The 20,753-nt window shown below is 63.2% G+C and carries 18 protein-coding genes and 3 pseudogenes; 3 read left to right on the top strand and 18 right to left on the bottom strand.

Annotated features, from left to right (window positions below):
* The first annotated feature begins 77 nt into the window (after positions 1 to 77).
* Positions 78 to 839, top strand: a complete 762-nt coding sequence (fhuF, locus tag ACFOZ5_RS16465; RefSeq protein ID WP_379889296.1) for a siderophore-iron reductase FhuF — start codon at positions 78 to 80, stop codon at positions 837 to 839.
* 10 nt (positions 840 to 849) lie between these two features.
* Here fhuF and ACFOZ5_RS16460 read toward each other — a convergent pair whose 3' ends face one another.
* From ACFOZ5_RS16460 to ACFOZ5_RS16420, 9 genes and pseudogenes are all read right to left on the bottom strand, one after another.
* Complete coding sequence (locus ACFOZ5_RS16460; protein ID WP_379889294.1) at positions 850 to 1,617, bottom strand: ATP-binding cassette domain-containing protein; 768 nt, start codon at positions 1,615 to 1,617, stop codon at positions 850 to 852.
* 80 nt (positions 1,618 to 1,697) lie between these two features.
* Complete coding sequence (gene fhuB / locus ACFOZ5_RS16455) at positions 1,698 to 3,701, bottom strand: Fe(3+)-hydroxamate ABC transporter permease FhuB (RefSeq protein WP_379889292.1); 2,004 nt, start codon at positions 3,699 to 3,701, stop codon at positions 1,698 to 1,700.
* Positions 3,698 to 4,633: an ABC transporter substrate-binding protein gene (locus tag ACFOZ5_RS16450; protein ID WP_379889290.1), complete on the bottom strand. Its 936-nt coding sequence runs from the start codon at positions 4,631 to 4,633 to the stop codon at positions 3,698 to 3,700. The genes fhuB and ACFOZ5_RS16450 overlap by 4 nt, the downstream gene beginning before the upstream one ends.
* 4 nt (positions 4,634 to 4,637) lie before the next feature.
* Entirely contained in the window at positions 4,638 to 6,815 is a 2,178-nt protein-coding gene (locus ACFOZ5_RS16445) for a TonB-dependent receptor (RefSeq protein WP_379889288.1), read from the bottom strand.
* A gap of 44 nt (positions 6,816 to 6,859) precedes the next feature.
* Positions 6,860 to 8,206 carry a lysine N(6)-hydroxylase/L-ornithine N(5)-oxygenase family protein gene (locus ACFOZ5_RS16440; RefSeq protein ID WP_379889286.1) on the bottom strand — a complete coding sequence of 449 codons (1,347 nt, stop codon included), beginning with the start codon at positions 8,204 to 8,206 and terminating at the stop codon, positions 6,860 to 6,862.
* On the bottom strand, positions 8,199 to 8,804 hold the full coding sequence (locus ACFOZ5_RS16435; protein WP_379889284.1) for an IucA/IucC family C-terminal-domain containing protein: 606 nt from the start codon (positions 8,802 to 8,804) through the stop codon (positions 8,199 to 8,201). The genes ACFOZ5_RS16440 and ACFOZ5_RS16435 overlap by 8 nt, the downstream gene beginning before the upstream one ends.
* Positions 8,805 to 8,853: 49 nt before the next feature.
* A pseudogene (locus tag ACFOZ5_RS16430) lies at positions 8,854 to 9,672 on the bottom strand (IucA/IucC family protein); the annotation flags it as partial.
* 282 nt (positions 9,673 to 9,954) lie between these two features.
* Positions 9,955 to 10,926 carry a GNAT family N-acetyltransferase gene (locus ACFOZ5_RS16425; RefSeq protein ID WP_379889282.1) on the bottom strand — a complete coding sequence of 324 codons (972 nt, stop codon included), beginning with the start codon at positions 10,924 to 10,926 and terminating at the stop codon, positions 9,955 to 9,957.
* The gene (locus ACFOZ5_RS16420) at positions 10,904 to 12,685 is read right to left on the bottom strand and encodes an IucA/IucC family protein (protein WP_379889280.1); all 1,782 of its coding nucleotides are present in this window, start codon (positions 12,683 to 12,685) and stop codon (positions 10,904 to 10,906) included. Before ACFOZ5_RS16420 ends, ACFOZ5_RS16425 begins: the two co-directional genes overlap by 23 nt.
* 49 nt (positions 12,686 to 12,734) lie before the next feature.
* Here ACFOZ5_RS16420 and ACFOZ5_RS16415 point away from each other — a divergent pair.
* A pseudogene (locus ACFOZ5_RS16415) lies at positions 12,735 to 13,571 on the top strand (MFS transporter); the annotation flags it as partial.
* 358 nt (positions 13,572 to 13,929) lie between these two features.
* Here ACFOZ5_RS16415 and ACFOZ5_RS16410 read toward each other — a convergent pair.
* From ACFOZ5_RS16410 to ubiE, 9 genes and pseudogenes are all read right to left on the bottom strand, one after another.
* Entirely contained in the window at positions 13,930 to 14,649 is a 720-nt protein-coding gene (locus ACFOZ5_RS16410; protein WP_379889278.1) for a 16S rRNA (uracil(1498)-N(3))-methyltransferase, read from the bottom strand.
* A complete protein-coding gene (gene tatC, locus ACFOZ5_RS16405) occupies positions 14,646 to 15,428 on the bottom strand; it encodes a twin-arginine translocase subunit TatC (RefSeq protein ID WP_379889276.1) in 783 nt (260 codons plus the stop codon). The genes ACFOZ5_RS16410 and tatC overlap by 4 nt, the downstream gene beginning before the upstream one ends.
* A gap of 322 nt (positions 15,429 to 15,750) precedes the next feature.
* Positions 15,751 to 16,024 (bottom strand): annotated as a pseudogene (tatB, locus tag ACFOZ5_RS16400) (Sec-independent protein translocase protein TatB); the annotation flags it as partial.
* 11 nt (positions 16,025 to 16,035) lie between these two features.
* Complete coding sequence (gene tatA, locus ACFOZ5_RS16395; RefSeq protein WP_379889274.1) at positions 16,036 to 16,278, bottom strand: Sec-independent protein translocase subunit TatA; 243 nt, start codon at positions 16,276 to 16,278, stop codon at positions 16,036 to 16,038.
* 117 nt (positions 16,279 to 16,395) lie between these two features.
* Positions 16,396 to 16,725: a phosphoribosyl-ATP diphosphatase gene (locus ACFOZ5_RS16390; protein WP_379889272.1), complete on the bottom strand. Its 330-nt coding sequence runs from the start codon at positions 16,723 to 16,725 to the stop codon at positions 16,396 to 16,398.
* On the bottom strand, positions 16,718 to 17,149 hold the full coding sequence (gene hisI, locus ACFOZ5_RS16385) for a phosphoribosyl-AMP cyclohydrolase (RefSeq protein ID WP_379889270.1): 432 nt from the start codon (positions 17,147 to 17,149) through the stop codon (positions 16,718 to 16,720). Before hisI ends, ACFOZ5_RS16390 begins: the two co-directional genes overlap by 8 nt.
* A gap of 43 nt (positions 17,150 to 17,192) precedes the next feature.
* Positions 17,193 to 18,836, bottom strand: a complete 1,644-nt coding sequence (gene ubiB / locus ACFOZ5_RS16380; RefSeq protein WP_379889268.1) for a ubiquinone biosynthesis regulatory protein kinase UbiB — start codon at positions 18,834 to 18,836, stop codon at positions 17,193 to 17,195.
* Positions 18,833 to 19,486 carry a ubiquinone biosynthesis accessory factor UbiJ gene (locus ACFOZ5_RS16375; protein WP_379889266.1) on the bottom strand — a complete coding sequence of 218 codons (654 nt, stop codon included), beginning with the start codon at positions 19,484 to 19,486 and terminating at the stop codon, positions 18,833 to 18,835. Before ACFOZ5_RS16375 ends, ubiB begins: the two co-directional genes overlap by 4 nt.
* A complete protein-coding gene (ubiE, locus tag ACFOZ5_RS16370; protein ID WP_379889264.1) occupies positions 19,486 to 20,277 on the bottom strand; it encodes a bifunctional demethylmenaquinone methyltransferase/2-methoxy-6-polyprenyl-1,4-benzoquinol methylase UbiE in 792 nt (263 codons plus the stop codon). Before ubiE ends, ACFOZ5_RS16375 begins: the two co-directional genes overlap by 1 nt.
* A gap of 200 nt (positions 20,278 to 20,477) precedes the next feature.
* Between ubiE and ACFOZ5_RS16365 the strand changes: the two genes are divergently transcribed.
* Complete coding sequence (locus tag ACFOZ5_RS16365; RefSeq protein ID WP_379889262.1) at positions 20,478 to 20,753, top strand: polyhydroxyalkanoic acid system family protein; 276 nt, start codon at positions 20,478 to 20,480, stop codon at positions 20,751 to 20,753.

Genomic DNA, 20,753 nt, shown 5'->3' with positions numbered 1-20,753 from the left:
GCGTTTTCATTAGCGTTGAGCTTGCGCAATAAGAGCATCCCCTTCGAGGCTCTCTTCGACAACGACATGGATGGCTTATGACGATTCCTGCCCTTGCCCCTTTGTTTACTGGTGATTTCGAGCACTACCGGCATATGCTGGTGTTGCCGGGTCAGGATCAGCGCAAGGGGGTAGCGGCAAGGGATCTGGTTTCGCCGGATGGCCTCGCCTGGCTGCTTTCCGAGTACCGTCGCGTGCAGCCGGGGGACGATGACCGGGCCCTGCTGTCTCTGTGGTCGCGGTACTATTTTGTCAAACTGACGGTGCCCGTGGTGGCGGCCAACCTGGTTCTGGGGCGTGAGCTGCCGGTGTCACTGGATCGGATTGAGGTCATTCTTGATGACGACGGTCTGCCGGAGGCGTTTCGCCTGCCGGATGAAGGCAGACCTTTCCAGGTGGCCCCTGACGGGCCCTTTGACCGTTTCCGGGAATTGCTGGACCACAACTTTGAGCCCCTTATAGAGGGCTGGTGTCAGCAGGTGAAGGTGTCACGCCGGGTGTTGTGGAATAACGCCGCCAATTACTTCGAATGGCTGATCAGTACCATGAGCTCGGCGGGTATTCCCGACGCCTCGCTGGAAGATGGTCGCCAGCTTATCGCGCGGCAACAGCGCCCGGATGGGCGCCCCAATCCCATGGCCAGCCCGGTTCGCTATGTGGAGCAGGGGGAAGGATGTGAGCCCATGCGTCAACGGCGTCACTGCTGCATTCGCTATCGGCTTCCGGACCTGCCCCTGTGCCGGAACTGCCCCCATATCGATCGCCCTCCCAAGGGTGCGCTGCTTCCCGAAAGCGCCTGAATCAGGGGTGTTACACGACCGCGATGCGAGCGCCGTCATTGTGGGGATGGGGCAGGATCGACATGGGGATACCGTAGATATCTTCCAGGGTGTCCCGGGTCATCAGTTGGTCCGGGGTGCCCTCGGTCAGTAGCCGGCCGCTGTGAAGCGCCACCAGGTGGTCGCAGTAGGCCGCGGCCATGTTGATGTCGTGAAGCACGACCACCACGCCCATATCCAGCTCCTTGCCCAGTTTGCGCACCAGCGACAGCACTTCCACCTGATGGGCCACATCCAGCGCCGAGGTGGGCTCGTCCAGCAGCAGGTAGCGGGCATTCTGGGCCAGCAGCATGGCCAGCCAGACCCGCTGGCGTTCGCCGCCGGACAGCTCATCCACGCCCCGGTGGGCAAAGCCTTCGGTATCCGTCAGCGCCATGGCCCGTTCCACCTGTTCCCTGTCCTCCCGGGAAAACCGCCCCAGTGCGCCATGCCAGGGATAGCGGCCAAAGCTCACCAGTTCCCGCGCGGTGAGCCCGTCCGTGGCCGGTGGTTGCTGGGGGAGGTAGGCAATCTGACGGGCCAGCGGACGATCACCCCACTGGTGCAGGCCCTTGCCTTCCAGGGTAATCCGTCCCCCGGAGGGTGTCAGCTGGCGGGCCAGCAGTTTGAGTAGTGTCGATTTACCGGAACCGTTATGGCCAATCAGTCCCACCACCTGACCGTGTTCAATGGTGAGGTGGATGGGATGCAGCAGGGTTTTTTCCGGTAACCGGTAACTGACGGCGTCCAGTGTGAACATGGCATCAGGCTCGTTTGGTGAAAGTTGGATACTAATTCAGATGTAAATGCGTATCAATAACTGCCTACCCGGGAATACGCCTACCGGCTCTTTGGCATCCGGCCCATCCGGATCAGGAAATAGCCACCGCCAATCAGTGTGGCCACCAGCCCGGCGGGTAGCTCGTAGGGGTAGACCACCGAGCGGGCCAGCCAGTCCGCCCAGAGCATCAGCAGGCTGCCGATAACAAAGGCCGCGATCAGTTGGGGCAGGGCCCGCTGATAGCCCAGTAGCCTGGCCAGGTGGGGCGCCATCAAGCCGACAAATGACAATGGGCCGACCACCAGGGTGGCCGCCGCGGTCATCAGCGCCGCCAGTAACAGCAAGGCAAGACGCACCGGCGCCAGGGGCAGGCCGAGGGACCGGGAGGCACTGTCGCCCAGTGGCAGCAGGTCCAGCCAGCGTGTTGCCAGCAATGCCAGAAGCACCAGTACCGGTGTCGCCGCAACCAGGGCCAGGGCATCGGTCTCGCCGGACAGCCAGGTGGAGCCTGCCAGCCAGTTCAGCAGCATGACCGACTGGGTATCGCCCATGGCCAGCACCATCCGGATGCCCGCATCCAGCAGAGCAGACAGGGCGATGCCGCCGAGCAGCAGACGTTGCGGTGAGAAACCGTTGCGCCGGCTCAGCAGGAGCAGTGCCAGCAGCACCAGCGTTCCTCCCAGGCCGCCAGCCAGGATCTGCAGGGTGCGGCTGCCGGTGCCAACGGTCAGTACCAGCAACACCATTCCCAGGGCAGCGCCGGTGCTGATGCCCAGCAGTTCCGGGCTGGCCATGGGGTTGCGGGTCAGCCTCTGCACGATCACGCCGGCACCCGCCAGCAGGCCGCCGGCCATCAGTGCGGTGGTCATGCGCGGCAGCCGCATGGCCAGTATCGCCGGATCGCCACTCAACCCGGTCCAGTGCCAGCCATCCCAGGTGGGGCCCAGTGACAGGGTGATGGCCAGGCTGCCCAGCACGACCAGGGTGAGAACCAGCAGGCCGGCCACTGAAAATCCCCGCCGGGGCGTCGCCATCGACATGGACTCGGCGGGGCGGGAAGGCATCAGCCGGGTGCGGGTCAGTACCCAGAGCAGTACCGGCCCGCCAATGAGTGCCGAGGCCGCCCCGGTGGGAAACAGCAGGTGGCCGAAGGCCAGGGTCAGTTGCTGGGCAATCCCGTCGGCCACCAGGCAGATCAGGGCGCCGGCAAGGGCGCTGGCCAGCAGTCGCTGGCGAAGGGTGCGGGCGCCCAGCAGGCGGACAATGGCGGGTGCGGCCAGGCCGATGAACCCGACCACGCCCACGTGGCTGACGGTCAGTGCGGTCAGGTAAACCGCCAGTGCCAGGGCGAGAATGCGGGTGACACCGGGAGACAGTCCCAGGGACCGGGCGCTTTCCGTGCCCAGGTCCAGGGCCTGCAGGGGGCGCCACAGCAGCAGTACGATGCCGGCGGCTGCCAGCAGGCGGGGCAGCAGGTCGAGGGTGCTGCGCCAGTCCGTCTGGCTGAGCTCACCGGCCCCCCAGATGAACAGGCCTGCCAGCTGCTCCTGGTTGAACAGCAGGATGACGGTGTTGATGGCCCCCAGGTAGAGGCTGACGATCAGGCCGCACAGGGTCAGCGTCAGCGGATCGAAACCGCGCCGGGCGCCCATCAACAGGACCAGCCCCAGGGCGCCCATGCCGCCGGCCATGGCCCAGGCTTCCCGCCAGGCGAGCAGGGCGGGCGCAAACAGCATCACCAGCCCCAGCGCCAGTTGGGCGCCGGCGGCCACACCGAGTGTGGTGGGCGCGGCCAGGGGGTTGCGCAAGACCTGCTGCACCAGGGTGCCGGCAAAGCCCAGCGCTGCGCCGGTCAGCAGGGCCACGGTCAGCCGTGGCATCAGGGTAAAGTGCAGCACCGCCTGCTCGAAACTGGCGGAAGCAGACAGAATCAGTGCGCCAGGCAGTTGCGTCAGGTTGTCAGGGCTGGTGAGCGGCGACAGCAGTAAACCAACCGCGAGCAGTACCAGGGCCAGCAGCGAGAGTCGTGTCCAGGGATGTTGCAGTGTTGGCATCTGACTCATGGGGTGGATACCTCTTCACCGGCCATTAACTGATCCGCCAGCATCCGCGCCATGCGGGGGACACTGAGCACACCACCAAAGGTCCAGACCGGCCCCACTCCGGTGATTCGACCGCTTTTCGCCATTGGCAGGTAGGGCCAGAGTTCGCTCTGCTGGAGTCGTTCCCGGTCGGCTTCCGGCCATGGGCGGATATAGATCAGCCAGGCGTCCGGGTGCCCGCCCAGGTCGGCCACGGTTCCCGGCGTGAAGCCCCAGAGGTTGGTGGAACGGGGCCACGCGTTGATCAGGCCGGCCTGTTCCAGGGCCTGGTGCAGCATGGAATTGTCGCCGTGAATGCGCAGGCGCCGGTCATCCAGGAAACGGACGATAAAGGCGCTCTGGTTGGCCAACCCCGCTTGCGCCAGTTGTTGCCGGGTATCACTCAGGTCCTGCTCTGCCTGTCGGATCACGGCCTGCGCCTGTTGCTCGCGGCCCAGAACCCGGCCCAGCGTGACCAGGTGTTGCTGCGCGCGTTCCCAGGGGTTCGAGTCGGTCTCGTAGGTGGTCTGCACCAGGGTGGGCGCTATGGTTTCCAGGGCGGGTACGGCGGCCCTCAGGTGGCCGGTTACCAGTATAAGGTCTGGCTCGAGAGAGCGGATGGCCTCCAGGTTGGGCGACTGGCGCGCGCCCACGGATTTCACCGAGTCCGGCAGGGGCGGCTCTGCCACCCATTCCCGGTAGCCTTCGGCATCCGCTACACCCACCGGCGTCACGCCCAGGGCCAGCAGATGCTCCACCAGCCACCAGTTCAGCGCCACGACCCGTTCGGGGGGCTCCTCAATACGCAGTTCGCCGGCATCGTGGGAGACCACGGTGCCGGCGCTGGCGGTGAAGCTTAGCAATACCAGTACAAGGGCCCGCACTGCGGGCCCCGGAAGACTGCCTGTCAGCATGCCATCAGTAATCCACGGAGTAGGTCAGGGAGTAGGTGCGGCCCTGGCCCTTGAAGTCGAACAGCTCTTCATAGCCGTAGAACAACTGGGCGCGCTGCCCCCAGACGGTATCGTACTGCTCGTCCAGCAGGTTGGTAACGGCAACGTTGATTCGGCCCAGGGGCAGCTTACGTGCCGCCATCAGGTCGAAGGTTGTGTAGCCATCAATTTCATCACCGGCGTCGTCTTCAATGTCGAAGGCCCTGGAGCCCTGCAGCCGGACCGAGGTCAGGTTGTCCTGCCAGCGAACAAAGGCAGTGGCGTTCGGGAGACTGGCAGCGGTAACCACATTCTTCTGCCAATCGCCATCGTCGTCCTCCACTTCCGAGCGCACATAATGGCCGGTGCCACCGACGTACCATTGCTCGTTGGCATACCAGGTGAGCGCGCCTTCAAGACCGTAATCACGGGTTTTCCGGTCAACCACATCCACGGTCAGGGTGGTGCGATTGGTTTCCGCTTCCTTGTCGGACCAGGTGTAGTAGGCAGCGACCTGGGCATCCCAGTTTGCCTGGTAGGTACGCCAGCCGAGTTCCACCTGGTTGGTTTCCAGGCCGGGAATGGGGTTGTCGTCGATGTTCAGGGAGTCGGTCAGCACATAGCGACCGCCGGTGAGGCTGTACGAGCCCCTGCCGGCAACCTTGCCGGGATCCGGAATTTCAAAGCCCTGGCTGAAGTTGGCCCAGATCTGATGATCTTCGGGAAGGTTGTAGATGGCGCCGACATTCACCAGGGTCACGTCGTAGTCGCTTTCGCCGCCGGGTATGGCATCGGCACCAGAGGCCAGTCCGCGTTCCACTTCAACCGCCTGCTGGGTGCCCACGAAGTCTTCCATTTCAAGACGTGCGTAACGCTGACGAATACCTGCGTTCAGCTGGAGGCGCTCGGTGGCATCCCACTCCGCCTGAAGGTATGCCGCGATGCCTTCCACCCGGTAGTCGGGGTAGCGGTCCACGGTGAATTCCTCGTCGAATACCAGCCCGCCACTGGAGAATGCCGCCATGTTTTCAAAGATCATCTGGCTCGCGGAGAAGTCCTCCCGATCAAGGTCGATCCCGTAATTCAGGCGGACATCACCCAGGTCCTTGGCGAGCAGACCCTTGACCAGATACTGGCGGGTTTCCTGACTGGACGCGCCAAAGTAACTCTGTGGTGCGGTTGCCCTACGATATGGGTAGGGGTGAAAGGCGGACTCCTCATTGCGCATGGAGGCCTGCAGGTAGGCTGTATGCCCCAGGAAATCACCGTGCTGATAGGCAAGGTTGAACATGTATCGTTCAGTCTCCGGGTCACGGTCGCTGGAGAATCCGTCCCGGATTTCAGGGTCATTGATTTCCGACAGCATGGGGCCCAGCCAGACACCCTGATCACCCTCGTAGCGGGAGCGGTAAAACTGCGCGGTCAGATCCAGACTCTGGTTGTCGTCAATGCGGATCTGGGTGCTGCCGAGCACATCCACGCTGCGGTTGTACTGCAGGTCAGTCTGGGAAATATCCGGCATGATGGGGTCGCCGTTACCATCGTACATGGCGCCATTGTCCTGGGCGGCAATGGCAAGCCTTCCCTTGATGGTCTCATTACCCCCTGCAATGGATTGGCCGACCCGGAAAGTGCGGTCTTCGGTGTTGTTGAAGCCGCTGGATGCGCCCAGTTCAGTGCTGAACTGAGCATCCCCCTCGCGCCCCTTCCTGGTGATGATATTGACGATACCACCGGTACTGCCGCCGCCGTAGATGGCGGTGGCACCAGACAGTACCTCAATGCGATCAATATTGAAGGGATCGATGGAATCGAACTGCCGGCTCAGACCGCGGGAGCCGTTCAGGGACACGCCGTCGATCATGACCAGCACACTGCGGCCTCGCATATTCTGACCATAGTTGGTGCGGGTTTCCGGAGCCAGATCCATGCTCGGAACCAGCTTGCCGATCACCGTTTTCAGATCCTGGCCGGACTGGAACTGCTGCTCCAGCTCTTCCCCTTCCAGGACCCAGACGGTACCCGGAACCTGGCTGATCTGCGCGGGTGCTCGGCTGCCGACCACCACCAGCTCGTCCAGTGACTGTGAGGCGGCGTGTGCCACCATGGGTGCCGTAAGCGCCAGCGATATCACGGTCCACGGGACAATCGTTCGTACAGCCATCAGTAGTTCTCCCTATGTAAATAAGGCGCAAGTGTAAACGATTATCAGATAGATTCAATTCCTGATGGCGACATTTTTTTGGGAACGTCCTCCATCGGCGGATTGTCATGTGCGGTTTCGCTGCGCCAGCGAACCGATACACCCTGTTCGGCCACGGGGTAGTGTTCTTCGCCAAGCAGGTGATTGACGATAACCGCGGAACGCCAGCTGGTCAGGCTGAGCTGGGACTCGGCGATGCCGTGACTGAAGCGGCCCTGGTTAACGGTGTAGATGGCGCGGTCGGCAGGCCCGTCCCAGTCCAGGTTGAAGGCCTTTCCCAGGCTCGGCCGACCCATGGTGTCCAGGTGCAGCCTGGTGTTCAGGGGTGACAGGCAGGAAGGCAGCCCATGGTCAAACCCGGTACACAGCAGCAACTGGTCGGCCCGGAATTCCTCGAACCGGTCATCCAGTCGGTTGCGGGTCAGCAGGTTCATGGGGGCACCGTCGGTGACAGCGTAGAGCGAACGCCCCGGCAGCAGCTCGGGGGCAGGCCGCCCCGGGTGCTCCAGAGGATACTCGTAAAGGCGCTGGTAAAGCGTCTGCAGGGTATCCGGTGAAATACCGTCCGATGCCAGTTTCTGGTAGTGCACCAGTTCCCTGCGGCGGTTTTCGGGCAGCCCCTGGAAGGCATCCACGTAGCCCGGCGAGAAATAGAGGTTGGTAAAGGGCGTCTCGTCCAGGGGCTCGAAGTTGGCACGGCGGGAGAACCAGCGGATGCTGGCAGGCTGTCCCCAGAGGCCATCCATCAGGCCAAGCATGACCTCGGCCCCCGACTGGCCGCCCCCGACCACGGCAACATGCTGGCCGGTGAAGTCCCTGGCCCGTTCCATCAGGTGAATGCAATGCAGGCTGCGGCCCGGGGGCAGCGCTTCACAGGCCGGCGGAATGTTGGGGCGGATGCCGGTGCCGATACACAGGTTACGGGCGTAGACCGGCGCTTGCCCGTTCACGAAGCGCAGCTCGAAAAGCCCGTCCTCAAAGCGGACCGATTCGACGCCATGGCTGAAACGGAGGCTGGGAAGGCGCCCCGCCACCCAGCCAAGGTAGTCGGCAAACTCGCGCCGGCTGATGGCGGTCATGTCAGCGCTCAGGAAGGGGTAGAACCGGCGATGCTGCACCAGGTAGTTGAGAAAGCTGTGGCGGTTGCAGGGATCGGCGCCGGTGACCAGGTCCTTGAGGCAGGAGGTCTGCAGTCTTGCTCCCGGCAGCTGCATGCCCGGGTGCCAGCTGAATGCCGGTTTGCTGTCGAAGAAGGCGGCGTTTACGTTGGGGTGCTGATCCAGCAGGGCGGCCACGCTCAGGTTGAAAGGGCCAATACCGATGCCGGCCAGGTCGAGGATGTCCTTAGTCATGGCTGGTCTCCAGGGTCTGGTGATGATGGGGGTGAAGGGGGTTGGGCAGGTCCGGGCCAAGCGCTGGCAGGGGGCGTGACGCGTTGTCTCCGTAGCCGATGCGGAAGCGGACCCGGTTCAGGCAGACCCGTTCCATGACGGGACGCAGCAGACTGAACTGCTCGAACTGGTGCGCCATGTCGGGATGGGCCTGTTGATAGTGCTGCAGCCGGTCGTGCAGTAACTGGTAGAACGCCTTCTCGGGGTAGCCGAGGTGATCTTCCAGCAGCGGCGACAGGAAGCGCAGGCCGGTGACCAGGTGCCCGGTGTAGAGGTCATGGAGCAGGTGCGCCGGAGGCAGCCTGGGGAGTGCACCTGCGAGGGCATCCGGCAGTCCCGCCTCGTTGGGCAGGGGCCCTTCCACCAGTCTCAGGTCGCCATGAAAATCCTTGATCACCACCCGTTCGGGACGGAAATCCCGGAAGATAACGCCCAGGTTCTGACCATGGGCCACCAGGCCGATGCCATAACGGCACAGCAGGTGGTACAACGGTAGCGTGACGCGGTCGAAGAGGCGGGTCAGCCACCGTTCCACCGTCCAGCCGGAGCGACGAATCATCTCGGCGGCCAGGGGGGGCGCCGGTCGCATCGGTCTGCATCAGGACGGCGAAGATCCAGCCCTTCTCGCCGTCGGCACACTTGCTGGCCAGGCTTTCCCGCCATACCGCTCCGGCCATTTCCCGGTAACGGTAGGGGGTGCCCGCAACCTGCTGCTGGTGGGGCTGGGGCAGGTGCAGGCCGCCCAGCTCCTGCTGTACGGTCAGCCCTGCCTCTGCGAGAAATGGGTCTTGGCCGGCGGTGGCTGACAGCCAGCGGGACAGCTCAGGCGCCAGCGCCATGGGCTCCGGCGGTATACCCCGGTAGCAGGAGGTGTTCAGTATGGTCAGCGACAGTTTCAGGTCGCATGAGGCGGGCTGGTCGACATTTGACAGGGTGCGGATCGACTGCTGGGGCAGGTAGCGATGGCCCCGCTCGCCCAGGTCCACCAGGTTGCCGCTCTGCAGCATGGCGGCATACTGGGGCTGAATGCAGTGCTGCCATTGCCACGGGTGGACGGGCAACAGCTGCCAGTCCGGGGCATCCAGGTAGGGTGCCAGGTCCCTGCGGTCACCATCGGTCAGGCATTGCGCTGGCCCTGGGTGGCCGAAGGTTCTTGCGCCAGTGGCGCGATGCACGGCCAGCCAGCGCAATACCACCGGCTGGCCCGCTTCGGGGCTGTAGCGGTGAAGGTCCTCCATGCCCCAGCCGAGCCGGCCGCGGTTGGCCAGGACTTTCGGGTGTCCATCCAGTAGCGTTTCCAGTCTGGCGGAGGGCAGTTCAAGCAACTGACCGGCGGTCTGTTGCGCCAGGGTCTGCTGGCGTAGCAGGTCTCCGGTCAGGGTGTTGTTCAACTCCTCGATAAAGTTGCCAAGGGTGATATCGCTCATGGCGAATGACTCGCGGCAGTCCAGCACCAGCTGGATGGCATCGCTGCTGGGGAAGCCGTCGCGCACAATGGATTGCGGGCGTATCCACAGGAAATCCCAGGGGGTTCGCCGTGCCCTGAAGTGGTAGCGATGCGCGCCGGTGTCCAGTTCGAACAGGTCGTCGCCCCGGTGCTCCGGTGACAGCAGTCCTTCGTAGCTGCACTCCGCGAGGATCCGCGCCATCAGGCGCTGGTTGACGATCTGCCAGTCGTTGGCATGTTCCATTACGGTCATTCCTGTCGGTTACAGTCGGGTGTTGGCAAAAAACCGTTGGCGGGGGTTGCACAGCAACGCCGAACGTTTGTGGGGAAAGTCGAATTCGCCATGGTTTTCCCAGGTCGTCGTCTCGAGGTAGCGCAGCATGGCCTGGTTGTCGGCCCTTGGTTCGCCCCACAGGGCCTGGGTGCGCGGCTCAGTCAGAAACAGGAAGTGGCAGACGGCATTGAGCCAGAGATTCGTCTGCTGGGCGCCGAGGAATCGCCGTTCACCCACCAGGACGTGCATGCCCTGGTCGAACGGGCCGGCCTTGCAGTAGGGGCCCAGGCGGTCTTCGGCCACATAGTAGGTTTCAAAGTAGCCACCGGCCTCGCCATCAGCTTCCAGGATGAGCGGCAGCGAATGGGGGTCGGCTCGCCGGTCCTCCAGCATGGCGTCCAGCCTGTCGCGGCTCCACGGGTACTCCCAGAACTTCGCCACCCGTGGATCGTTCTGCCAGCGGTGAAAGCGTTCACCGTCCTCTTCAACAGTTGCCTGTCGCAGGGTGATGGTTTTGCCCAGCGAGGGAGCAAAGCGGCGGTACAGAATCTGGTCGCCCACGGCGGGGCGCCGGGGGTGGCTGACGCCGTCGGTGTCAACGATGGTTTCCGGTATGAGCGCCCACAAGGCGGAATCCAGCCAGTGTTCCCGAATCTGGTAGAAGGCGGATCGTTCCAGGGCCGCGCGCCCTTCCCCCCGGGACCAGGCAGGGTGGTCCGTGTCGAAGGCGGCGCTGGCGCGCCCCAGCAATTCGAGCCGTGGTGTATCCAGGGTATGGAAAAGCGTGTCGAGTATGCGGCGACTGGTGTCTGCGTCGAGCTCCGGTCCTTCCCAGTCAAGCAGCGTCTCCCCGGCGGCGCTGGTCTGGCGGCGGGCCTGCCAGGTTTCCGAGTCGAGGGAAATCTGCAGCTGCTGGCCGTCTGAAGTGGGGAGCAGTTCAATGGGCGATAAGCGCGTCATGGTAGTCGTCATCCTTGGTTTTTTCGGGTTGCCCGGTCACCAGCGGGTTGGGCATCGGGTGATAGATGGATTCGAGATCATCAAGGGTGTTTTCATTCAGTGCCCGCAGGGAGCACAGGAAATTGTTCTTTGCGTAAAGCTGCGGGCTCGTCAGCAGGTAGTCGAGGGCGCTGGCGTCCGCGGGGTGTTCGGCCTGTCGTTGCTGTAGCCATTCCCTGAGCTGATGCCACAGACGGTCCTCCCGGCAGAGGTCCGCTGCCGCCAGCGAGCTGATGACGTTGAAGGTGCTGTTGATGAACAGGTAGTAGCAGAACAGGCGAACCCCGAGTTCATCCGGTAGTTCATTCCCGCTGGTCTGCACGGTATCCGTCAGGCTGGGGCCAAACCGGCGGTGCGCCAGGGAGGAAAAACCGGTGCCCTGGCAATCGCGGAACCAGGCCGCGACAGGCTGGAACTGGCTGTCCAGGCGCAGGATCAGATTCTGCTGGTGAGCACCAAACAGCAGCCCCAGGTTGCTTTGCGCGTCCAGCAGCGGCCTTACGGCCAGCTCCAGATAGGCGCCGAGCCAGGCCATGGCCTCCTCTTCGCCGGCATTTCTGGCTCGCAGGCAGGCGCCCAGCCGGGAGAGGCCGGTGGCGGGGTTGTCCTGGAGCAGCGTCGCAAGCAGTTCGCAGTTGCGGGACGCCTCACCCCGAAACGGGTTGTCCCGCAGTACCAGGGTGGTTTCCGGCAGCGCTTGCCCGTCCTGGTCGCAGATGACGGCTGTGACCGGCTCGTCCAGTACCTGAAAACGGGGGTGCCGTGCCCGCCACCAGCGCCCGGAGTCGCTGGTCAGGAGGTCGGCAAGTACGGGCCCACGTACGGCCTCCTGTGGTTGCAGGTGTCTGAGGGAGTTGGTGATGCGAACGGACAGGGAGAACTTCAGCATCCACTCCTGCCTGTCGGCCCATATCGCCCTGAGGGATGAGGTGGCGTGCCATTGCGACCCTCCCATGCCCAGACATCGCAGGCGCCCGTCGGATTGCAGTTGCCGTAAACCGGGGTGGGCCTGCCAGTGTCTGTGCTGGAACGGATGGCAGGGAATGATCGCCTGACCCTCGGCGAGGGCCGTTTCGACACGTTGGCGGACGCCGGGGGATTCCTGCGAGAGTAATGAACGAACCGCTCCAGACAGCGACGCCTGCGCAGAGGCGTGGGAGCGCAGATGCTCCGGCGCCACGCTGTACCACATCAGCGGAAACCGGCCACCGTACTCCGGGGCGAAGGCCGAAACTTCTTCGGCGGCCATATTGCCCAGATCCTTGGGGCAGGGGTGGATCGAGTGCCCGTTGACCAGGGCCTGTTCGGACTGGATGAAGGGCTCCGGGGCGTGCTCCGGGTCGGGAGAATGTCGCAAACGGCAGGCCTGGGCCAGATTCAGGTTCTCATGGCTGCGCTGTACCCGACGGAGAAGGTTCTGCCGGTTCTGGACAGACGCCCTGTCGCCAAGTTCGGGCAACGACAGGGTCCACTCGACTGCCTTCAGGAAGCTGATCGGGGCAACGCCTTCACCCTGATCCATCCACAGCTCGGGCCCCAGCAGATGCCGTCCACCCCGGCTGTGGAAACGGCAGGGGATCAGCAGTGTTGCCCCCGTTCCAGAGTGCGTAATCGAGTAGTGCCCTGGTAGCGGATGCCAGGGCCAGGGCCCGGTCTCCCGAAGCAGGGCGTTGAAGTAGGCATTCACGGAGGGGTCTAGGGATTCCCTTGATGAGGTCATGGCGATGTCCTTGGCCGACGAATTGCAAACAACAGTAAAATAAACAATAATGATTCGCAATTACAAATCAGACAAAACAAGGCAGGAACGTAAACGGATGAAGAGTCGGGGAATGGAAGCCTGGGGCCCGGTACTGATGATGGGGATCCTGCAGTCGGCCCTGGTGGCCTGCCTGCCCTGGCTGATCGACCGAACCGGGCTGTCGGCGGGAACCTGGTCGCTGATCCTGTCGGCCGGCATGATACCCGTGCTTCTGGGGGCGCCTCTGTGGGGGCGGATTGTGGATCGGCGGGGTGCGGGCCGAGTGTGCGGGCGGGCCTCGATGATGGTGCTGGCTGGCTTCGCAATGTTGCTGCTGGTGTTGGGGGCGGGTCTTCAGGGAGCACTGGCCGCTGCCTGTCTGTTGGGGGCAAGGCTGGCCCATGGCATTGGCGCCGGCGGAGTTTTCCCGGCGGCCCAGCGCCTGGCCGTGGCGGACGCGGGGCCGGCCGAGTGGGGCTACCGGCTATCCCGCCTGCAGATGGCCGTACACGCGGGGCGTCTTGTGGGCCCGGCATTGATCGCGCTTGCAGCATGGCTGGATATGATGATGGTGCTGCTGCTGGCCGGTGTGCTGGCGGTGCTGTTGGTGGCTGGTGGCTATCGGTCCCGTTCGCTGGGCCCGGCGACCCGCGCACCGGCATCCTCCGTCAGCGTTCGTCTGCGCTGGGGGGCGGGAACGCCTTTCTACCTGATGGCATTGCTGCTGACAGCGTGGGTGGGCGCCGTGCAGTTCGTGCTCGGGCCTTTCCTCACGGAACTGGCGGGGGTGTCGGCGGACGTCGGCTCGTCCCTGACGGCTGCAGCACTGGTGCTGGCATCCCTCGTCGGGCTTGTCTTCGGGCCAATGGTTCACGGATGGGCACAGGGGAACGTCACCCTGGTGATGATCTGGGGCAGTGCTCTGCTGCTGGCGGGGGTGATGCTGGGGGGAGCGCAAAGCCTGGCTGCCGTCTATGGCGGAATTGCGGCGTTGGCTTTCGGAGCTTCGGTGCTGACACCCTGGTATGGCAGCCTGCTGCGCCAGTGTCATCCGGATGCCCAGGGTGAAGTGGCCGGCCGGCTGACGAGTACCCATACCCTGGGTTACATCATCGGTACCCTGACAGGAGGCTGGTTACTGGAAGCCAGGCCGGACACGCCGCTGACGCTCTTCGTGTTGCTGGTGCCGGTGCTGGTCCTGCTGGCGGTGTGGGCCCGCTCGCTTACCCGCAGAGATCGTACAGGCGGCCAATCAGCACAGGCACCGCCGTTTCCACCCGCAGTATCCGGGGTCCAAGGTGAACGGACTGACAGCCTGCCTCCTGCAGCTTCTCCACCTCGTAGGGAATAAAGCCCCCTTCCGGCCCGATGCACAGGGTGGCTGGTCGCTGAATATGCGTGGGGCAGGGCGTCGGGGTGCCGGGGTGGGCCACCAATCCGGGACGGTCACGGAGTATGGTGGGCAATTCGTCTTCCACGAAGGGCTTGAAGCGCTGGCGGAGCTGCACCTGCGGCATGCGGGTGTCCATGGCCTGCTCCAGACCCAGGGTCAGGTTCTCCCGGAGGTGCTCCGGCTGCAGCCAGGGGGTCTGCCAGAAGCTTTTTTCGACCTTGTAGCTGTTGATCAGCCAGATGTCCTTGACGCCCAGGGCGGCGACGGTCTGCAGCACACGCCGGAACATCTTGGGGCGCGGCATGGCGAGGATCAGCGTCAGGGGCAGTGGTGCTGGCGGTGACTGGTTCAGCTCCAACCGGAGTTCCGCCGCGGTGTCCGTCAGCCGGGTGACGGTACCGGTGCCCATCAGGCCATCCTCCAGGCCAACGGGCAGGGTATCCCCCTCGCCGGCCCGCAACACATCGACCAGGTGGTCACGACGGCGGCCGGTCAGCCTGGCGTTGTGGTCGTCCAGCAGGTCCTCTTCCGACAGCAGGGCCAGGTTCATACGTCGTCGGGGTAACCGTCATCCGGGCGGTGGCGCACGGCCAGGTACCCAAACAGCACGCCGATCTCGAACAGCAGCCACATGGGCACCGCCAGCAGGGTCTGGGAAATCAGGTCCGGTGGTGTCAGCATCATGCCGATGATGAAACAGCCCACCACCACATAGGGCCGTTTGGCGGACAGTTCCTGGGGTGTGGTGGCGCCGGACAGGATCATCAGGATGGTGGCAATCGGAATCTCGAAGGCGACCCCGAACGCGAAGAACATCTTGAGGACAAAATTGAGGTAGCTGGTAATGTCTGGCAGCTCAACAATGCCTTCCGGGCCAACGGCGGTGAAAAAACCGAACACCAGGGGAAAGACCACGTAATAGGCAAATATGGCGCCCAGGTAGAACAGCAGTATCGACGAGAACAGCAGCGGAAAGGCCAGTTTTTTCTCGTGGGCGTAGAGCCCGGGGGCGATAAAGCTCCACAGCTGGTAGAGAATGATGGGTATGGCTACGAATACCGACAGTACCAGCGCCAGTTTCATGGGGGCAAAGAAGGTGGCGGTGATGTCGGTGGCGATCATGGACTGGCCCACCGGCAGTAGTTCCATCAGCGGCCCGGCCATGATCAGGTACAGCTCGTTGCGGAACGGGAACAGCACCGCGAAACACACCAGCACGGCCAGCACCATTTTCAGCAGACGGTTGCGCAGCTCCAGAAGATGTTCGATCAGGGGCATTTCCTGCTGTTCGGAACCAGGAGGCAGATTGCCCGGAGAGGCTGAACTCATGAATGGCGTTCCGGTTTATCCTTAGGCGTCTCCGGCTCTGCGGAGTCGGTGGGTTCGCTGGCGGGGGGCGTGTGACTGCCCTTGCGGATCATGGCATGGGGGTCATAGCCGGGCTTTTCCGGTGGCTCCCAGTCCCTGAAACGCTGGTGTTTGTTGTCTTCGCCACCATCGCCATCATCCTGTTGGTCGTGGCCTGCATCCTGCGGGGGTTCCGCCGGGGCATCCGGAGTGTCCGCCCTGTCAGGCTGTTCCTCCCCTTCACCGGCGACCCGGCGTGTGGCCGGTGCGGGTCTCGGTTTGCGGGTGTCCTTGTCGGAGAGGATCATGTCCTCGTACTGCTTGGCCTCGTCGATCGCCCCACGTACGCTCTTTTCCACGTCGTCGAGTCCGATATCACCGGCCTTGCGCAGTTCCTTCCTCAGTTCGTCAGCCTTGAGCTCGCGGTCCAGTTCAGAGGTGAACTGGGTGACCATGCGACGGGCACCGCCCACCCAGCGGCCAGCCGTCCGGGCTGCCGCAGGCAGGCGTTCCGGACCCAGAACCAGCAGGGCGATGACGGCACAGATCACCAGCTCAATAAAGCCGATATCGAACATGCGGGGGCGGCTCAGCTATGGGTTTTTTCTTCGGTTTTCTTCTCGGTGCTGGATTCCTGGACCGTGGACTTCTCCTGATCTTCGATAGAGTTGTTTTCGGTCTTGTCCTCCGGGCTTTCTTCATCGCTCATGGACTTCTTGAATCCGCGGATCGCACCACCGAGGTCGGTGCCGATGTTACGCAGCTTCTTGGTTCCGAACAGCAGGATCACAATGCCCAGAACAATCAGAAGCTGCCAGATGCTAATTCCCATGTCTCACGACCTCTTTAGATTAACTTGCCTGTTAGTATTGTACGCCAACCCCGGCGCCAACCGAACACCCCATAAGGAAGGCTATATTGCTCCCGAAAGGGGTAGTCTGCTGCCCGGTCATTTCTGGCGGGCCGCCTTTTCCTCCAGCCCCGACAGGTCGAAACGCCGACCCAATTCCTCAAGAATAGCATCCGGTCCAAGTCCAAACCGTGACAGCATGACCAGAGTGTGGAACCAGAGGTCGGCTGTCTCGTAGATTACTTCATCGGTTTTGCCGGAGCGTTCGGCATCCTTGGCGGCGATCAGGGTTTCGGTGCATTCCTCGCCCACTTTCTCGAGGATCTTGTTCAGGCCCCTGGCGTGCAGGCTCGCCACGTAGGAACTGTCCGGGTCGGCCGCCTTGCGGGCCTCCAGCACTTTTGACAGTTGCTCAAGTACATCACTCATGGCGGTGGCCTCCGTCTCCGTAGATGGCATCCGGGTCTTTCAGTACCGGGTCTTTGGTGATCCAGGTGTTGTCTTCCAGGGCCCGGTAAAAGCAGCTGCGACGCCCGGTATGGCAGGCGATGCCGCCACGCTGTTCCACTTTCAGCAGGATGACGTCGTCATCGCAGTCGATGCGGATTTCCTTTACCCGCTGTTCGTGGCCGGAGCTCTCGCCCTTGCGCCAGAGCTTGCCCCGGGAACGGGACCAGTAGATCGCCTGCTGTTCCTGCGCGGTCAGCGCCAGGGATTCACGGTTCATCCAGGCCATCATCAGTATGTCGCCGGTGTCGGCGTCCTGGGCGATGGCGGGTACCAGGCCGTCGGCGTTCCAGCGAACGCTGTCGAGCCAGTCGGCGCCGGTTAAGGTATCGGTTGAATCTTGCATGGTCATGACACAGTTCGGTTGCGCTGTTTTATGGTTTAACGGCTTAGCGGCTGCCCCTGGCGACCAGCCAGGTGGCGCTGGCCATCATGGCCCAGCCATACCAGGGCATGGCCCGTACCAGGGGCTCCAGTTCACCCTGCACACCAAGCCAGGCGCCTGCGACCAGGGCGGCAGCCAGCACCAGCTGGCGCCAGCGTCGGTCAGCCCGTCGCTCGCCTGCCTTTATAGCTGCCAGTGTATCCTGTTTTGCCGGCGCCTGGTTGCCGGAGTTGCGTAATTGCACCAGGGCATCGTGTACCAGCTGGGGCATTTCCGGTGACTGTTCGAGCCAGGACGGCAGCCGCGACTGCAGGGTGTGGAACAGGCCGGTGGGGCCAATGCGCCGCTTCATCCAGTTCTCCAGGAAGGGCTGGGCAGTACTCCACAGGTCCAGGTCCGGGTAAAGCTGGCGGCCAAGGCCCTCTACATTGAGCAGGGTTTTCTGTAGCAATACCAGCTGCGGCTGTACTTCCATATTGAAGCGCCGTGCGGTCTGGAAAAGCCGCAGCAGGAAATGGCCGAAGGAGATATCCTTCAGTGGTCGCTCAAAGATGGGTTCGCACACGGTGCGAATGGCCGCCTCGAAGTCGTTGACCCTCGTCTCCGGCGGCACCCAGCCGGACTGGATATGCAATTCCGCCACCTGACGGTAATCACGCCGGAAGAAGGCCAGCAGGTTGCGGGCCAGGTAGCTGAGGTCGTCGGGCGCCAGGGTACCGACAATGCCGAAATCAATGGCAATGTAGCGCGGGTCGGCGGGGTTGGTCGCGTCAACAAAGATGTTGCCCGGGTGCATGTCAGCGTGAAAGAAACTGTCCCGGAACACCTGGGTAAAGAAGATCTCCACCCCTTTTTCCGCCAGCACCTTCATGTCCACTCCGGCGTCGTGCAGCGCCGGGACATCGGCAATGGGAATGCCGGAGACCCGTTCCATCACCAGTACCCGCTTGCTGGTGTGATCCCAGTCTATGGTGGGAATGTAGATCAGTGACGAGCCTTCGAAATTACGGCGCAACTGGCTGGCGTTGGCGGCTTCCCGTTGCAGGTCGAGTTCATCGTGAATGGTGTGCTCGTAATCTTCCACCACGTCTACCGGGCGCAGGCGACGGCCCTCGGACCAGTATTTCTCCAGAAGCCGTGCCATCAGGTACATCAGCGCCAGGTCCTGACTGATGACCCGCTCGATGCCCGGGCGGATGACCTTCACCACCACCCGGTGACCGTCGGGCATGGTGGCTGCGTGCACCTGGGCCACGGATGCCGAGGCCATGGGGTCGCGACCGAACTCGGCAAACAGTTCGTCCACCGGGCGTCCGAGTGATTCCTCGACGATGGCCCGGGCGGTGTCACTGGAGAAAGGCGGCACGTTATCCTGCAGCCGGCGCAGGGATTCGGCCATGTCGTCCGGTAGCAGGTCCCGTCGTGTGGAGAGGATCTGGCCGAACTTGACGAATACCGGCCCCAGTTCTTCCAGGGCCAGCCGCAGGCGGTCGCCACGATCCAGCCTGCCCTTGGGGAAAATGTGCCACGGAGCGAACAGGAAAAACAGCTTCAGCGGGGCCGGCAACTCGGCAATCGGCAGGAAGGTATCCAGCCGGTACTTGCAGAAAACCCAGGCAATGCGGAACAGGCGTTGCAGTCTGGTCACGGCATCTCCGTCCCGGACTGGCCGGAGCTTGTGGATGCAGGATTTTCGAGGTGGTTGACCCGGGCTGCCAGGCGTTCGGTTCGCAGACTGAGCTGGTCGATTTCCTCAAAGGTGGGTTCCAGCTCCCGCTTGCCCGGGAGGGCGCCGGTTTCCTCGTGGATGTATTCTTCCAGGCTGGCAGTCATCGAGGCCATGGCCTGGCGGCTCCAGCGCACGGCGCCACGGATGCGCTGGCCGATAAAGTGGGCCGGGATATCGCCGGTGTAGCGGGCTAGGGCGGCTTCCCAGTCCGGATCCAGCCGGGCCAGGGCCTGCTGCAACTGATGGGCGAGGCCGGTATCGCCTTCAACGCTGAGCCGGCCGTCGCTGATGGCGTCATTGTCACCGATGGCCAGGGCCGCCAGTGCCAGGGGGCGCCCCCGCATCACCAGTGCCGGAGCCTCCGGACGGGTGCCGGACACCGCCACTCCCCGGCGGGTTCCCTGCAGACTGATCACCATGCCGACCGGCTCGCTGACTTCGAAGCAGACCGGGCCGGTGAGGGCTGTCAGCAGGTCGCGGCGACCCGGTGGGTCCAGCTCCAGGGCCCGGTTCAGCGCCAGTTCCAGCGTTCCGGTAATGGCCGCGTGCAGGGTGGGTATCCGTGACATCAGGGCTTGGTTCCCACGTGCAGGGCCACGATGCCACCGGTCATGTTGTAGTAGCGGCAGTTGACCAGGCCGGCAGCCTCCATCATGCCCTTGAGGGTTTCCTGGTCCGGGTGCATACGGATGGATTCCGCCAGGTAGCGGTAGCTCTCGGAGTCACCGGCGAACAGCTGACCCATCAATGGCAGGGCCCGGAACGAGTAGGTGTCGTAGGCCTTGCTTAGCAGCGGGTTGGTGGGCTTGGAGAATTCCAGCACCATGACCTTGCCGCCGGGCTTGAGTACCCGGGTCATGTCCCGCAGGGCCTGGTCCTTGTCGGTGACGTTGCGCAGACCAAAGGCAATACTGACGGCGTTGAACGAGTTGTCCGGGAAGGGCAGATGCTCGGCATCCGCCTGCACGTATTCGATGTTTCCTGCGTAGCCCCGGTCAATCAGGCGGTCGCGGCCAACCTCCAGCATGGAGGCGTTAATGTCGGCCAGTATCACCTTGCCGTTGATGCCCACCAGATCGGAGAACTTCATGGTCAGGTCGCCGGTGCCGCCGGCAATATCCAGTACCTGGTGGCCCGGGCGGACACCGCTGAGTTCTATGGTGAAGCGCTTCCACAGGCGATGAATGCCCATGGACATCAGGTCGTTCATCAGGTCGTACTTGCTGGCCACGGAGTGAAATACCTCGGCGACCTGGCCGGCCTTCTGGTTTTTCGGTACCTTGCGAAAGCCGAAGTCGGTGGTATCGTCCTGTCCGGGGCCGTTCTGATGTGATTCCGGGGCTGACTGCTGTTGGCTCATGGAATGTCCTGTGGAGTTCGGCGTCGGGGCACTGGGGCAGCCACCTGAAGACGGCTGAGCCGGGTCTGCAGTGGGCTGCAGGCGCCCCTATTCTAGGGAACCTTCGGGTAAGTCTAAAGTTTTTTGCCACACAATGCCTGGCCTGTTAGCGCGGGCGCCCATAAACTGGGCGCAAATCAACTGTCAGAGGGTAACCATTCATGTCATCCATTGATGTCCGCCGCAGCCATTCCCTGGATCGGGAGCACGCCCGTGAAGCCGCTGAAACCCTGGCTCAGGATCTGTCACAGAAGTTTGACGTGCACTACGAATGGGACGGCGACCTGATGCGCTTCCACCGGTCCGGGGTCAAGGGGCACCTGGACATTTCCCCCAGCGAACTGCATGTGCATCTCGAGCTCGGCATGATGCTGAGGCCGTTCAAGGGGCGGATCGAGGAAGAGATCCATAATCAGCTGGATACGATTATCGCCTGA

Origin of the sequence: Marinobacter lacisalsi, from assembly GCF_042651045.1 — a bacterium.
Lineage (GTDB): Bacteria > Pseudomonadota > Gammaproteobacteria > Pseudomonadales > Oleiphilaceae > Marinobacter > Marinobacter lacisalsi.
This window is presented reverse-complemented; position numbering and strand designations above follow the sequence as displayed.